Raw genomic sequence first — 15,932 nt, 5'->3', positions numbered from 1 at the left:
CGCCGGGGGGGGGGGCGCGGCGGGGGGGGGGGGCCCCCCCCCCCCCCCCCGGGCGGGGGGGTGTGGGGGGGGGGGGCGGGCCCCCCCCCCCCGGGGGGGGCCCCACGGCGCCGTCGTGTCGCCGGAACCTACGCGGCGCGGCGACCGGCGGTCAGCACCGCCATGTCCAGTGGCAGCGGCCGGACGTCGAGCAACTCGAAGCCGGCCGCGCGGAGCAACTCGCGGTACTCCCCCACGGTGCGCTCGCGCCCCCGCGCGTTGGTCATCATCTGGATGTCGTAGCGCAGCGGCAGTACCGACCCGCCGGGGTCGGCGATCGGGCGTTCGATGACGGCCAGCCGCGCGGCGTTCGGCATCGCCGTCGCCAACGCGCGCAGCACGGTCAGGCACTCGGCGTCCGACCAGTCGTGCAGGATGCGCGAGAGCAGGTAGAGGTCCCCGCCGCGCGGCAGCGGGTCGATGAAGAAGTCGCCGGCCACCAGGTCGCAACGGTCCTTGGCCTCGGCCACGGACAGGATCGGCCGGGCCGCCGCCAGCACGTGTGCGTGCTCGAACAACACCGCCCGCGCAGTCGGATTCGCGCGCAGCAGCCGGGCGATCAGCTCTCCGTTGCCCCCGCCGACGTCGACCACGGTCGCCGCGGGGGGCACGTCGAGGACGCCGGGCACCGCGTCGAAGACCACCGAGCCGAATGCCATCGCCCGCTGGAACAGCCGTGCGTCGTCCGGGTGTTCGGCGAAGTGCTCGAACGACTCGCGGCCGTGCACGTGGGTGAAGGCATCCTCGCCGGTGCGCACCGTGTGTTCCAGGCCGAGGTAGGACGCGAAGAACAGACCGCCGTACAGGCTCGCCAGCGCGGCCAGCGAACCGTCCCGGTCGGTGCGCAACAGCGCGCCGCGATCGGTGAGCCGATACCGTCCGTCGGGGTCGGTGCGCAGGATTTCGTGTCCGGCCAACAGCCGCAGCAGTCGCCCGAGTCGGTCCGGATCCGCGCCCACCGCCTCGGCCAGGTCCGCGGTGGATCGGGCCCGGTCGCCGAGGTGGTCGGCCAGGCCCAGCCGGGCCGCGACGCCGATCGACTGGGTCACCCACGCACCGGTCAGCAGGTGCAACATCTCGCGCGTCACCCGGTCCGGATGGGGCGAACTCGTCGCTGCCGCCCCGGTGTTCGGGGCCGCATGCCGACGCAGCACCTCCGGATGGGCGCCGGTGGCCATCAGTTCCACTCGGCGCGGCCACCGGTCCCGGTCCGGGTCGCCCGGACTGCGGAAGTACATCACCGAGGTGTCGTTGTGCGGGTTGAAGCCGCCACCGTCCCGGACCAGGTCCTCCCGGGAGGCCAGCAGGTCGTGCAGATCCAGCATGGTGACCGGGGTCGGCTCGACCACCTGGAACGCGAAGTGTGTCTCGGCGTTGCGCGCCCGCTCGTCGGCCCGCAGCCGGTCGAGCCGGTCGGATCGTTCGTCGGGACCCGCCGCCAGGACGAACAGCTCCAGGCTGCGCCCGACTTCGCGCTCTTCGTCGTCGGCCACCAGTGCGCATCGCACGATCGATACCGCCACCGATTCGCCACGCCCGCCCAGCCGTTCGAGCACACGGTCGCGAACCACCGTACTGGGAACCACCTCGGTCACCCGTAAGCCCCAGTCCGGCAACCGTTCGAGGAGCGGTTCGAGCCGGGCCGGGAAGACCAGTAACGCGGCATGGTCGAACCGGCAGTGCCGGGAGACCATGTCCACCACGGCGTCCGGGACTCCGGGGGGCAGTACGGCGCGCAACAACTCCGCCGCGCCGCGCCCTCGTACGTGGTCGAGCAGTGCGCCGATCCGCCGGGCGTCCTCGGACGGTACGCCGTCCGGGTGCGAATCCGGGGGGCAGAGCGGGTCCGTCCGGTTCGTCGGCAGGGATGAACGGTTCATGGGGGGCTCCGTGATTCGTGGTTCGTTGCTCGTGGTTCGTTGCTCGTGGTTCGTTGCTCGTGATTCGTCGCTCGTGATTCGTCGCTCGTCGTTGGTGGTTGATGGTCGGTGGTCGGTGGTCGGTGGTCGGTCGTTCGTGTTCGGCCCGGGTCAGGTTGTCGGGCCGGTGGTCAGGTCGCGGGTCGGGTCGTCCCCGGCCAGGGCGCCCCGGATGATCCCGGGCGGTATGTCGAGCATGTCGAGCAGGGCCGGTACGTGCGCCGCCAACCGCGCACACGCGCCGTCGATCCGGCCGGGCAACGTGCGGACCTCGTCGGCGGTGAGCAACCCCTCGGTCAGGAACCAGCCGTCGTGTGCGGCGACTTCGTCCAGGACCCACAGCAGGCACAGGTCGTCCGTCGCCGCGTCGTCGAGGTAGGGGCCGGTCACCGAGCGCAGGTCGCGGTCCAGGGCCTCGATCGTGATCCGGGCGGCGTGCGCGGCGGCCAGGCGCAGGGCCGAGTCGGTGCACTCGTTCCGGGCGGCGAACGGGTCCAGTCCCTGTTCGGCGCCCGTGCGCAGCTGCTCGACGAGGCCGTCGTACAGCAGCCGTTCGCGGGTGCGGAACAGGCCCACCCAGCCGGTCCGGGCCAGCGGCGAGCCGAACTGGGCGACGATCTCCGGCGGTTCGTAGTCGGCGCCGGTCGCCATCGCCCACGCGGCGTCCAACAGGATCAGCTCGTTGTCGCCGCCGGCCGCGTTGAACGCGAGGGCCAGGCCCTGATAGTCGATCAGCCGGTTCTCCGCGAAGAAGCCGAACGCGCCACAGGCCCGTCGGCAGCGGGAGATCGCCTGCTCGGCGAGGCGGTCGGCGGTCACCTTGATCAGCGCGGCGGTACGCATCGAGGCCGCCGGCAGCCCCCGGTCGCTCGCCTGCGGCGTCGGCAGTTGCCAGCACAGGTCGGTCGCCCGGCGGGCCGACACCGTCGCGGCGAGGGCCGCAGCGAGGGCGCCGAACAGGGCGCGCTGCTGGTTGCGGTAGGCCAGCACCGGGAGTTCGGTGTCGAGGCGGCCGGCGGTGCGGCGTCGGCAGGCGTGCGCGAGGGCCACCGCGGCGCCGGCTCTGGCGACCGCCGCGAGTCCGGTCGAGACCGCGCCCCAGGCGAATCGGCTCATGCCCTGGCTGCGCCGGGTCCGGGCGGGCGGATCGAGCGGATCGTGATACTCGCCCGCCGCCGAGATCGTCGCACCGTCGCGCAACCAGCGGGAGCCGGGCACCCGGACCCGATCGAAGCGCACGCTCGCGTAGTCCAGGGGCAGTAGGCCCGTCGGCGGTCGCGGCGTGATCACCACGCCCCGCCCGGGCCCGGCCGCGTCGCGCAGCGGCACCAGGAACAACCCCGTGCCGTGCCCGGTACCCGCGACCACGATCCGGGCGCTGACCACGGCCAGTCGGGCAATGCCGGGCAAGCCCACGTTGGGTGGGTACTTGCTCGCGGCGGGGTCCGGAGTATGCAGCACGAATTCCCCGGCAGCCGGGTCCCAGACCGCCTCGGTGCGGATGTCGGCGCTGCTGTTCCCCTGCCCCACCTCGGTCATCAGCGCGGCGCCGATGGTCCGCCCGGCGGCCAGTTCGGCGAGGTCGGCGTCGCTCGCGCCGAAGTCCAGGGCCGCGCCCAGCGTCATGCAGTGGTGCAGGAACAGTACGTGGAACACCCCCGGATCGACCATCGCGGACAGTTCGAGCAGTTCGCGCAGGTAGGCCGGCTGGTGCAACAGCGGTCCCGGCGCGGCGATTTGCTCGTGGAGCCGGTGCACCCGGTGGTAGGTCAGGGTGTCCCGGGCCGGGCCGCCCGCCATCGCGCCCGGGTGCTCGGGCAGGTCGAACAGCGCATCGGCGAGCAGCTTGGCCGGGTCGGGGAAGGCGTGATCGGTCATCGGGAGGGCTCCTGACCCGAAGAAAACGCCGGCCGGCGCGGCGGCACGACGAGGGGGCGACACGTCGGCCGCGGCGGCGCCGACGCTGATCGGTGGTACCTGGCGGTCATCGCAGCGCCGGGCCGAACTCGGCTTTTTCCAGCCAGGATTCGATGGCCGTGACGACCGGTGCGGCGTCCGCGGCGAGCACCGAGAAGTGGTCGCCGGGCACCTCGACGAGGGTGTGTGGCAGTCGCCAGCCGGCGGCCCCCGCGACGAGGGGTCGGGCGGCGCGCAGGACCAGCGTGGGAGTGTCGATCGGCGTCGGCCGCCACTCGGACAGGATCCGGAAGTAGCCCCCCGTCGCGGTCAATCGGGTCGGGCCCGGGTCGGCCGCCGCGAATTCGCCGGTCGCGGAGAGCGCCTCGGCCAGGATCGCGGGCAGCGTCGCGGCCAGGAACTGCGGGTCCGGCCACGGCGAATCGACCAGGACGACCCCGGCGGCCGGCCGGCCGAGCCTCTCCAGTCGGGCGGCGACGGCGTGTGCGATCAGCCCGCCGGAGGAGTGCCCGCAAAGCACGAACGGCGGTCGGCCGAACGAGCCTTCCAGCACGGCGGCGTGTGCATCGACCAGCGCTTCGAGATCGTGCGGCAACGACTCCCCGGCCAGGAACCCCGGCTGGGCCAACACCCGCACGGTGCGCAGGTCCTGCCATCCGGTCGCCAATCGGGCGTACTCGTGCGGGCCGCTCATCGGCAACACCGAGGGCAGCCAGACCAGTTCCGGCCCACGATCGCCCCGGGCCGAGGTGCCGCCGGGATCGGTGGCACCGGATGGAGACTTCGCGGTGAACGTGGGTCGCAGGCGGGACGCGCTCGCCAGCAGGTCGAGTGCGAGGTGCGGCCGACCCTCGGCACACGCGTGCCGAACCAGCGCGCCGAGCCCGTCCGGGACCTCGGTGGGCACGGCGTCGGCGGCGATGCGCGCCCACAGGTGGTCGGCGAGTCGGACGGGCGTGGGCCGGTCGAAGACCAGACCGGCGGGGAGCCGCAGGCCGAGCAGGTCGGTCAACCGCCGGCGCATCCCGGCCGCCGCGAGCGAGTCGAAGCCGTGTTCCTGGAACGCCCGGTCCACGCCGATCTCCTCGACATCGGCGTAGCCGACCAACTCGGCGGCCAGCGCACGAACCAGTGCGAGTACGGCAGCCCGGCCCTGGGCCTCGGGGAGCGCTCGGATCCGACGCAGCGTCGTGGGCTCGGCGCCGGGGTCGACTTCGGCCACCTCCTCGACGGGAACGGCCGCCGGCACCGGACCGACGGCCCCCGTCCCGGTCCCGGTCTCGCTCCCGGTCTCGGTCCCCCACCAATGCCGCACCCGCTGGAACGGATACGTGGGCAGTTCCACGGCTCGGTGCGGCGCCCCCTCCGGGAACGCCCGCCGCCAATCGACCGGCACCCCGTGTACATACGCCTCGGCCAGCGACAGCAGGAACCGCCGGGAACCACCTTCGCCTCGCCGCAGGCTGCCCACGGCCAGGACGTCCCGGCCGGTCGCGTCCGCACGTTCGTGAATCGCGTGGGTCAGTACCGGATGCGGGCTCGGCTCGACGAAGCGGCGGTAGCCCTGGTCGAGCAGGAGGCCGATCGTGGTGTCGAAGGCGACGGGTCGGCGCAGATTGCGGTACCAGTAGTCGGCGTTCATCGTCGAGGTGTCCAGCGGCGGGCCCGGTTCGACCGTCGAGAACAGCGGGATCTCTCCGGTACGCGGGACGATCCCGGCCAGTTCCGCGCGCAGTTGCCGCTCGGCCCCCTCCACGTGCGCCGAATGCGACGCATAGTCCACGGGCACCCGGCCGACCCGCACACCCTCCGCTCGCAGTTCGGCCAGCAGCGCGTCGACGGCGGCAGCATCCCCGGCGAGCACCACCGAGCGCGGCCCGTTGACCGCCGCGACGGTGACCCGCCCGTCCCGCAGGGCGGTCCGGTCACGCAGGTCGTCGACGGGCAGCGCGACCGTGGCCATCGCACCGCCGCCGCCGAGCGACCGAACCACCCGCCCGCGTACGGCGACCACACGCGCGGCATCGGCCAGGGACAATGCGCCGCACACATACGCTGCGGCGATCTCACCCTGACTGTGCCCGACCACCGCATCCGGTCGCACGCCGTGCGCGCGCCACAGCGCGGCCAGCGACACCTGTACGGCGAACAGCGTCGCCTGGGTCACGTCCACCCGATCCGGCGGCGGCCCGGCACCGGATCCGCGCAGCACGTCGAGCGGGGACCAGCCCAGGTGTTCGGCCAGGGCGGCGGCGCACTCGGCCATCGAGCGGGCGAACTCCGGTGATTCGGTGAGCAGTTCGGCGGCCATCCCGGGCCATTGCGAGCCCTGCCCCGGAAATACGAACGCCGTGCCGCCGCCGGCCCCGGCCGCCACCCCGGTGACCAGATCCGGGGAGCCGGCCTCGGCAGCGAGGGCACGCAAACCGGCCCGGAAGTCGCCCGGCTCGCGAGCGACCACGACGGCCCGGTGCACAAAGCCGGCCCGGATGCCGGCCAGCGCCCGACCGACAGCGGCCGGATCGTCGGTGGGCGAATCAGGCATCGCCGCCAACTCCTCCGCCATCACCCGCAGTCCGCGCGCCGTCTTCGCGGACAGCACCCACGGCAGCTCGCCGGGAGCCGCCGACACCGCGCCGGCGTTCGCGCCTCGCGTGTCCTCGATCGACGGCTCCCCCAGCAGCACATGCGCGTTGGTGCCGCTGATCCCGAACGCGGACACCCCCGCGATCCGGGGGCGGGCCGAGCGCGGCCAGGGCGTCGGCTCGACCAGCAGCCGCACCGCAGCCCCCGACCAGTCCACATGCGGGGTCGGTGCGTCCACGTGCAGCGTCCGTGGCAATACACCGTGGCCGAGGGCGAGCACCATCTTGATCACCCCCGCGATCCCGGCGGCGGCCTGGGTGTGGCCGAGGTTGGACTTGACCGAACCCAGCCACAGCGGCCCGGCGCCCCGTCGATCCCGGCCGTAGGTGGCCAAAATCGCCCGCGCCTCGATCGGATCGCCCAGCGGCGTGCCGGTCCCGTGCGCCTCCACCGCGTCCACCTGATCGGCCGTCAAGCCCGCGTTGGCCAGGGCCTGGCGGATCACCTGCCGCTGCGCCGGGCCGCTGGGCGCGGTCAGTCCGTTGCTCGCGCCGTCCTGGTTGATCGCCGAGCCGCGCAACACGGCCAGGATCGGATGGCCGAGCCGCCGGGCGTCCGAGCGCCGCTCCAGGACCACCACCCCGGCGCCCTCGGCCCACCCGGCCCCGTCGGCCGCCGCCGCGAACGCCTTGCAGCGCCCGTCGACCGCGAGCGCCCGCTGTCGGCTGAACTCGATGAAGGAGCCCGGGCCGGTCAGTACCGTGACGCCGCCCACCACGGCCAGGGAGCACTCGCGGCGACGCAGCGCCTGGCCGGCCAGATGCAGTGCGACCAGGGACGCCGAGCAGGCCGTATCCACGGTGAGTGCGGGTCCGGTCAGCCCGAGCAGATAGGCGATTCGCCCCGAGGCCACACTCGCCGCGTTTCCGGTCAGCACCTGGCCGCTGAAGCTCTCCGGCGCATCCCGCGCGCGCGGCGCGTAGTCCGCCGCCATCATCCCGACGAACACCCCGGTGTCGGAGCCACGCAGGCCGCCCGGATCGATGCCGGCCCGTTCCAGCGCCTCCCAGGTCGTCTCCAGGAGCAGCCGTTGCTGTGGGTCCATCGCGGTCGCCTCGCGCGGCCCGATGCCGAAGAAACGTGCGTCGAAGTCGCCCGCGCCGGCCAGGAATCCACCGTGTCGTGTATAGCTCGTGCCCGGCCGATCCGGGTCGGGGTCGTACAGCCCGGCCAGATCCCACCCACGATCCGTGGGGAATTCGGTGATCGTGTCCCGCCCGTCCCGAACCGTGCGCCACAGCCCGGCCGGGGTGTCGATCCCACCGGGGAACCGGCAGCCCATCCCGACGATCACCAGCGGGTCGTCCGCATCGTCCGCGCCGATCCCCTGCGCCGCCGGCACACCGCCCGGGTACTCCGGCCCGCCGGCCGACTCGACCAGATGCCGGGCCAGTTCGCGCGGCGTGGGATGGTCGAAGAGCACCGTACTGGGCAGTGCGCGCCCGGTCTCCTCCCCCAGCCGCAGCGCCAACCGCACCGCGCCCGCCGAGTCCACCCCCAGCTCGCCGAACGTCCGGTCCGGGAGCCCCGGTTCGAACCGGGCCGGGCCGTCCGGCCCGGCCAGCAGCCGGCAGACCAGGTCCAGCGCGGCCGGTAATCGTGCCGCCGACCCCCGATTCGCGTCCGTACGTCCCGCGACCGGCATCTCGTCCCGCGCCGCCAGCAGTTCGGCCAACCGTCCCCGGGCGATCTTCCCCGTCGGCGTCACCGGCACCTCGTCGACCACGATCAGCGCCAACGGCCATTTGTACTCGGCCACTTCCCGGCGGGCCAGATGTGCCCGCAGGTCGGCCGGCTCGATCCGCGCACCCGGCCGTAACTCGGCCACCGCGCAAGGGTATTCGCCCAGCCGCTGGTCAACCCGGCCGGCCACCGCGACCACCGCCAACTGCGGAAGTTCGGCCAACACCGCCTCGACCTCGGCGGCACCGAACTTCAGGCCGCCGACGTTGATCGACTCGGCGTCCCGGCCGTGGAAGGCGACGGTCCCGTCCGCGCCGAGCGCGGCCCGGTCGCCGGTGCGCAGCCAGCCGTCGGGGGTCAGCGCGGCCCGGGTGAGTTCGGGGTCGCCCAGGTAGCCGCGGAACAGGTTCGGGCCCCGGTACTGGAGTTCGCCCGCCTCGTCGTACCCGCACGGCACGCCGTGGTCGTCCACGACCCGCACCCGGCTGCCGCCGACCGGTCGGCCGATGCTTCGGGCGGCGATCTCGGGCGGGTCGTCCGGGCGGGTATACGTCCCGGCGCCGAGCTCGGACATCCCCCACTGGACGATCGTGCGCGCCCCCACGAGTCGGCGCAGGTCCGCGACCAGGGCACCGGGTACGGCCGCGCCGCCGGTACGCACCTCGCGCAGCCGAATCGGCGGTCGCGCGGCGCCGTCGCGGTCCAATCGGCCGACCACGTCGCGCAGTTGCGCCGGTACGGCGAACAACACCGTCGGCTCGCTGCGCCGGACAAGTTCGGCGAAGGCGTCGAAGTCCCAGGCGGGGAGCAGTGCCTGACGGTGGCCGACCAGTACGGACAGGTGCACCGACAGCAGGCCGAACAGGTGGGTGAACGCGCTCGCGCTGACGATCGTGTCGTCGGCCCGGGCGGCTCCCTCCCGGGCCACCGCGGCGGCATTGCCGAGCAGACCGGCGTGACTGTGCAGGCAGAGTTTGGGCCGGGTCGAGGTGGTCCCGGACGAGGGGAGCAGTACGAACGGCTGCTCCGGCGTCACCTCGACCGGCCGAGGCCGGCGTCCGGCGTACTCGTCCAGCAGCGCCGCGAACGACCGCACACCGGGCGCCTCACCGATCTCGCCGACCTCACCGACCTCCCCCACCTCGCCGACCACGAGGAGTTGCGTGGACAAGCCTCGGGCGTCGGCAAGTTGGTCCGCGCCCCGGTGTCGGGCGGGCAGGATCAGCACCTTGGGCGCCACCCGGTCGAGCAGCGACCGCAGTTCGCGCCGCCCCTGCGCCAGGTGCACCGGCACCAGCACCGCGCCGAGGTCGGCGATCGCCACGTGCGCGAGCAGGAACTCCCAGCAGTTGGGCAGCCGTACGGCCACCGGATCGCCCGGCAACACGCCGAGTTCCTGCAACCCGGCGGCCAGCGCCGAGGATTCCGCCCGCCAGTCCCGCCAGGTACGAATTCGCCCGCCGTCGAGCACGGCAGCCGCATCGCCCCACGCGTCGACGGCGGTGGCGAACAGCTCGGGCAACGTGCGCCCGGCCATCGGGTGGTCGCCGAGCGTGTCGTCGACCAGGTACTCACCCATCGTGATGGCCATCCGCCCCTACCCCCGCACACCGGGGCGGCGCGCGCATGCGAATGCATGGTGGTGGCGGGGTCCACGCCTTGTCAAGACAAATGGTGCATAAGAGACATTGGAGGTTGTCGCCGACCCGTTCGTTCTACTCGCGTAGGCATTCCGGGTCGCCCCGAGCAGGCCGCCGAGTGCGCGCCGATCGGCCGGGTGACGCTCGGCCACCGCCCTGCGCATCCCGGAACCGGAATTCGGGAGCGCAGGGCAGTGGTTCGGCCCCGAAGCAGTCAACCGCCACCGACGCTCGAGGCCAATCCGGCCGGATTCGCGAGCAGTTCCGTGGCCAGGGACAGCGCCCCGCGCAGCGACGCGTCCTGGAGGAAGCGGGCCGGTACCACGGCGGGCGGAAACGGCACCGCCTCGCGCGTCCTGGCCCGCAGTGCGGCCAGCACCCGTGGTGCCGCGTGCATCAGGCCGCCGGTGACCGCGATCCGTTCCGCGTCCAGGGTGGTCGCCAAATTGGCGATGTGCACGGCCAGTTCGTCCAGCGCGTCGTCGACCAGGGCGGCCACGCGCGGGTCCGGGTCGGCGAACAGCGCGGCGGCGTCCACGTCGTGTCCGAGCAGTTCGCTGCCGCGGGTGCCCAGGCCGCTGCCCGAGGCGTACTCCTCCAACGGCGCCCGGCCCGCACCGAATCCGGTGTCGGCGCGCCCGCGCAGCAGGTAGCCGATCTCGCCCGCCGCGCCGTGTGCGCCGGTCAATACGCGCCCGCCCAGCACGATCGCCGCCGCGATCCCGGTGCCGACGGTGAGCAGGATCGCCGGGTCGGCGCCGCACAGCGCGCCCCAGCGGGATTCGGCCAGCGCGGCGGCCTTGCCGTCGTTGCCGACCGCGATCCGGGCCGGGTCCAGGCCGAACCCCTCGGCGAGCGTCGCGGCGAGCGCGAGGTCCTCCCAGCCCGGCACATTGGGTGCGAGCAACACCCGGTCCGGCAGCACGATTCCGGGGCTGACCGCACCAACGGTCGTGCACTGCCCGCCGGTTGCCGCCGCAGTGCGCTCGATCAGCCCGCGGGCGGCGGCTACCGCGCGCCGGACCGCCTGGGCCGCGCCCTCGCGCGCGTCGGTGGTCAGCCGGTCGTTCGCCAGCACCGTGCCGTCGGGCCGCGCGGTGGCCACCGCGATCTTGGTGCCGCCGAAGTCGATCCCGCAGACGAAGGCCGCACCCGCACCCGCACCGGAGCGGGCGAACGCCCGCTCCGGTGCGGGGACGATGCCGGGTGTACCCGATGTTCCGAGCAAACCGGGTGTGCCGGGTGTGCCGGGAGAACCCGGCGAACCGGGAGCGTCCGGGGCCCGGTCGCGGTGGAGCGCCGTCATGCGGGCTCCGCGACAGTGCCGCCGGCGAATGTCCCGCCGGTCTCCGCGCCCGACCCGGTCAGGTATTCCTCGGTGATCTCCCTGGGGCCGAACGGCCAGGTCCGCTCCACCCGCGCCCACACCAGGAACGCGGCGCAGCCGAGCGCGACCCAGGCCAGGGCCCATTCGATCGGGTGGCGGCCGGGCGAGTTCTGGTCGGCGTAGCAGAAGATCGCGATCCAGCCGATCAGGGAGACCACCGCGGGCACCGGGTAGAGCCACATGCGGTACGGGCGTTCCAGGCCGGGTTGCCGGCGGCGCAGCACGATCAGCGCGGCGATCTGGGAGACCGCCTGGACGATCACCATCACCGCGGTGAGCAGCACGATGATCGTGTTGAAGTCGGTGTGGTTGCCGATCAGGAAGCCGGCCGCGGTGACCGCTCCCATGGTGAGCAGACCCACGGTCGGGAAGCGGTGGCGCGGGTGCAGGTGGGCGAACTGTTTGAAGAACACCCGGTCGCGGGCCGCGTCGTAGGGCACCCGCGAGCCGCCGAGCAGGCCGGTGAACACCGACGCGAAGGCGGTGATCAGGATCAGTACGGTCACCGTCTGCGCCGCGCCCTTGCCCCACGCCTGCTCCAGGACCAGTGAACCGATCGACGAGGAACCGGAGATGGTGTCGGTGTCGGTGACGCCGAGCACGCCGATCTGCATGATCAGGTAGATCGCCATGATGCCCAGGATCGAGTAGACGATCGAGCGCGGCAGGACCCGGCCGGGGTGCTTGACCTCGGCGCCCAGGTAGGCGCTGGTGTTGTAGCCGAGGTAGTCGTAGATGCCGACGTTGAGCCCGCCGACGAAGGCCAGCCAGAATCCGGTGGTGCCCAGGTCGAACGCGTCGTGCGGGTAGCTGAAGGCCAGACTGGGGTGAAAGTGCGTGTAGGAGGCCAGGATCACCGCGCCCACGCTCAACAACATGACCACCCACATCACGGTGGTCAGCAGGCCGATCGACTCGATCCGGCGCCACAGGAGCAGGACCACCAGGACCACCACGCCGACGCCGACGAGGTCGCCCTCGGTCTGCGACATCGAGGGCCACAGGTATTGCAGGTACTGCACCATGCCGAGCACGCCGGTGGACATGATCAGCGGGATGAACAGGATCGCGGTCCACACGAACAGGAACGGCATCAACCGCCCGGTGCGGTACTGGAACGCCTCGCGCAGGTAGATGTAGGTGCCGCCGGCGCCGGGCATCGCGGCGCCGAGTTCGGCCCAGATCAGGCCGTCGGCGAGGGCGAGCAGGGCGCCGGCGAGGAAGCCGAGGATGGCCTGTGCCCCGCCGAAGGTGGTGACCATCAGCGGGATCGTGACGAACGGTCCGATGCCGCACATCTGACTCATGTTGATCGCGGTCGCCTGGAACAGGCCGATCCGGCGGACGAAACCGCCGTCCGGCGTGGTCGCTCTTGGGCCGGCGCTCACCGTGAACCTCCAGGACTGGGCCGCCCTCCGGGAGTACGCCGGGGGCGGAACGGGGCTGCGGAGCAAGGGACTTCGAAGTGCGACCCGGCGCGCGCGGTGCCGCCGGCTCGTAAAGTAAAATTCCTTAACTATTAGCCGTCAAGGGCAAGTCGCGGCCGGGCGCACATCTTTGCCCGGTCATGGCCGTTAAAGTGGCGCGACGAACCCAACGCCGCTGACGGAGAGCCGACGGAGTACCGATGACCGCAGGTGGGATCCCGCCGGAACCCGACGCGCCGACCGTGGCGCACTGGAACCGGGGCGTGCTGCGCAGCAACAACGAGCGCGTACTGCTCGACCGGGTCCGCGCCGCCGCGCCCATCTCGCGTGCCCAACTCGCCCGCGACACCGGCCTGTCCAAGCCGACCGTGTCCACCGCGCTGGACGCGTTGGAGCGGGCCGGGCTGGTGCGTGCGGTGGGCCTGGAGACCGGTACGCGCGGGCGGGCCGCGCTGTTGTACGAGCCCGATCCGACCGCGGGCTACGTGGTGGGCATCGATGTCGGGCGGTCCTGGATCCGGGTCGCGGTGGCCGACCTGGACGGCCGGTTGTTGGCCCGGCAGGACCGGCACAACCGGGCCCGTACCTCGGCCACCATGCTGGCCACCGCCACCGACCTGGCCCGGGCCGTGGTCGCCGACGCGGGCTTGGCGCCGCGTGCCGTGGTGCACACCGTGATCGGCTGCCCGGGAGTGTACGACCGCGCGGCGGACCGGATCCGCTACGCGGTCAACCTGCCCGGCTGGGGCCGACCGGGGTTGCGCGGCCGGATGGAGGCCGCGCTCGGCACCACCGTGGAGATCGTCAACGACGCCAACCTGGCCGCGCTCGGCGAGTATCACGGCGGAGCCGGCGCGGGTTGTCCGCTGTTCGTCTACGTCACCGTGGGCACCGGGCTCGGCATGGGCATCGTCGCCGACGGGCGGCTGTTCCCCGGCGCGAGCGGCGCGGCGGGCGAGATCGGCTTCCTGCCGCTGTCCCCGCGCCCCTCGGACCGGGTCGGGCACGGCGCCGGCGCACCGGTGCCGCGTCGCGGGATGCTCGAGGACGCGGTGTCCGCCGACGCGGTCGTGCGCGGCGCCCGGGCGCTGGGGATGACCGGGCCGCTCACCGCGAAGACCGTCTTCGACGCCGCGCGCCGCGCGGAGGAACCGGCCGCCAGTGCGGTCCGGCACGAGGCACAACGATTGGCCCATGTGGTGGCCGCGGTCAGTGCGGTGCTCGACCCCGAACTGGTGGTGCTCGGCGGCGGCATCGGTGCCAACGCCGACCTGCTGCTCGCGCCGATGATCGCCGAACTGCACGACCTGACCCCGCTGCGCCCGCGCGTGACCGCGAGCGGCCTGGGCGAGGAGGCGGTCCTGCTCGGCGCGGTGGCCACCGCGGTGGCCACCGCCCGTGATCGGGTGTTCACGCACCACACGATGGGGCAGACCTGAGCACGATCGCCCCTCAGGCGGCGGAGGAGGCCGATCCGGCCAGTCGGGCCACCTCGCCCAGGCGGCCGATCAGGTCACGCAGGACCGCTTCGTCGCGCGCGTCGACACCGGCGGCCAACCGGGTCTGCAACGCGTCCGGCAGCGCGGCCCAGGTGCCGTCGGCGGTCCATCGGCGGTGGCGGGCGGCGACCGTGCGCCACGGACCGAACCGGGCGGGCAGGTCGCGCCAGCGGATACCGGTCCGGGTGCGCAACAGCACGCCGTCGACGACCTGTCGGTGATCGCGCCACCGGCCGCCCGCGCGGGCCGGCGCGGGCAGCAGCGGGGCGAGCAACTGCCATTCGTGGTCCGTGAGTTCGCCCTGTTCACGGACCACCGACAAGACGATCAGCCGATCCGCGTCGGCGCTCGGATACGCCCGGTCACCGAGCAGATGCGTACGGCCCCAGACGCCGAGCGGGCGCAGCGCCTCGTTCAGCGAGTCGCCCAGCGGGGTGAGCGAGTATTCGACGCGCGGCGGCAGTTCGGCGTATTCCTCGCGGTGCACGACGCCGTCCAGTTCCAACTCCCGCAGATGGGAGGCGAGCACCTTCTCGGTGATGCCCGGTACCAGTCTGCGCAGTTCGCCGAACCGACAGGCGTGCTCGTTCAACGCCCACAGGATAAGCACCTTCCACTTGCCGCCGACCACGTCCATCGCCGCGTCGGTGCCGCAGACGTACGCTCCCGGCCTGCGCGCGCTCGCCATGTCCGTCCTCCCGCCCACTCGGCCACTCGGCCACTTGCCTCGCCCCGGTACGCCGGAGCACCCACTTCGAAGTGCGTACTTGTTCGTCCCGAGGCCCGCGACCAGCCTAATCGGCATGGAATCCGACACCTCCGCAGCCGAAACCAACCGCTCGCACCCCGCTCCCGCGCACCCCACCCCCGCCAAGGCCCCGCTGGCCCTGCTCGGCACCGGCGCCATGGGCGGCGCGCTGGCCCGCAGCTGGCTGGCCGCCGGGCATCCGCTGACCGTCTGGAACCGCACCCCGAGCCGAACCGAGCCGCTCGCCGCGCTCGGCGCCGAGGTGGCCGCGACCCCCGCCGAGGCGATGGCCTCGGCCGAACTGGTCGTGGTGTGCCTGCTCGACCACACGTCGGTGGGCGCGACGCTGGCCGATCTGGATCCGGCCGGGCGGGACCTGGTCGACCTGACCACCGGCACCCCCGCCGACTCCCGGGCCGGCGCCGCCTGGGCCGCCGAGCGCGGAGCGCGCTTCCTGGCCGGTGGGGTGATGGCGATCCCGCCGATGATCGGGGTGCCGAACACCGGCGCCTACGTGTTCTACAGCGGCTCCGGCGAGCTGTTCGAGGCGCATCGGGACACTCTGGCCGTACCGGCCGCCACGCGGTATGTGGGCACCGATCCCGGCTTCGCCGCGCTCCACGACGTGGCCCTGCTCAGCGCGATGACCGGGATGTTCGCCGGCCTGTCGCACGCGTTCGCGCTGATCCGCGGGGAGGACATCGCGCCGAGCGAGTTCGCCCCGCTGCTCGCCGAGTGGTTGACCGCGATGGCGCCGACCGCACGGCGGATGGCCGCACAACTGGACAGCGGCGACTACACGACGGGCGTGGCCTCCACGCTCGCCATGCAGGTCGCGGGCGCGCCGACGCTGTTGCGCACCGCCCGGGAGCAGGGAGTGGACGCCGAACTGCTGCTGCCCTACCTGGCCCTGATGGAGCGTCGGGTGGCGGACGGGCACGGCGACGAGAGCGGGACGGGGTTGGTGGATCTGCTCAGGCGCTGAGCACCACGGGTTCCGGGCCGGATCGGGGCCGAGGCCCGGGTC

8 protein-coding genes are annotated in these 15,932 nt (G+C 73.2%); 2 read left to right on the top strand and 6 right to left on the bottom strand.

Going from position 1 to position 15,932, the window contains the following annotated elements; all coding sequences use genetic code 11:
- Nucleotides 1–128: 128 nt before the first annotated feature.
- The 5 genes from ABIA38_RS27115 to ABIA38_RS27095 form a co-directional block, all read right to left on the bottom strand.
- Nucleotides 129–1,919, bottom strand: coding sequence for a methyltransferase (locus ABIA38_RS27115; protein ID WP_424641455.1), 1,791 nt, complete (start codon nt 1,917–1,919; stop codon nt 129–131).
- Nucleotides 1,920–2,069: 150 nt separating this feature from the next.
- Complete coding sequence (locus ABIA38_RS27110) at nt 2,070–3,836, bottom strand: acyl-CoA dehydrogenase (protein ID WP_424641454.1); 1,767 nt, start codon at nt 3,834–3,836, stop codon at nt 2,070–2,072.
- A gap of 106 nt (nt 3,837–3,942) precedes the next feature.
- Nucleotides 3,943–9,795 (bottom strand): beta-ketoacyl synthase N-terminal-like domain-containing protein, encoded by a 5,853-nt coding sequence (locus ABIA38_RS27105; RefSeq protein WP_424641453.1) that lies wholly within the window; start codon nt 9,793–9,795, stop codon nt 3,943–3,945.
- Between the two features lie 263 nt (nt 9,796–10,058).
- Nucleotides 10,059–11,150 carry an ROK family protein gene (locus ABIA38_RS27100; protein ID WP_424641452.1) on the bottom strand — a complete coding sequence of 364 codons (1,092 nt, stop codon included), beginning with the start codon at nt 11,148–11,150 and terminating at the stop codon, nt 10,059–10,061.
- Complete coding sequence (locus tag ABIA38_RS27095; protein ID WP_424641451.1) at nt 11,147–12,619, bottom strand: APC family permease; 1,473 nt, start codon at nt 12,617–12,619, stop codon at nt 11,147–11,149. The genes ABIA38_RS27100 and ABIA38_RS27095 overlap by 4 nt, the downstream gene beginning before the upstream one ends.
- Before the next feature lie 239 nt (nt 12,620–12,858).
- On the opposite strand from ABIA38_RS27095, the gene ABIA38_RS27090 reads away from it, so the two are divergent.
- Complete coding sequence (locus tag ABIA38_RS27090) at nt 12,859–14,097, top strand: ROK family protein (RefSeq protein ID WP_424641450.1); 1,239 nt, start codon at nt 12,859–12,861, stop codon at nt 14,095–14,097.
- A 13-nt stretch (nt 14,098–14,110) separates the two neighbouring features.
- Here ABIA38_RS27090 and ABIA38_RS27085 read toward each other — a convergent pair whose 3' ends face one another.
- Nucleotides 14,111–14,845, bottom strand: a complete 735-nt coding sequence (locus ABIA38_RS27085) for a winged helix-turn-helix transcriptional regulator (protein WP_424641449.1) — start codon at nt 14,843–14,845, stop codon at nt 14,111–14,113.
- Between the two features lie 115 nt (nt 14,846–14,960).
- Between ABIA38_RS27085 and ABIA38_RS27080 the strand changes: the two genes are divergently transcribed.
- On the top strand, nt 14,961–15,890 hold the full coding sequence (locus tag ABIA38_RS27080) for an NAD(P)-dependent oxidoreductase (RefSeq protein ID WP_424641448.1): 930 nt from the start codon (nt 14,961–14,963) through the stop codon (nt 15,888–15,890).
- The last annotated feature ends 42 nt before the right edge of the window (nt 15,891–15,932 follow it).

It is taken from the genome of Embleya sp. AB8, from assembly GCF_049739465.1.
Taxonomy (GTDB): domain Bacteria; phylum Actinomycetota; class Actinomycetes; order Streptomycetales; family Streptomycetaceae; genus Embleya.
The sequence above is the reverse complement of the archived record's forward strand: the minus strand, read 5'-3'. Positions and strand labels throughout refer to the sequence as shown.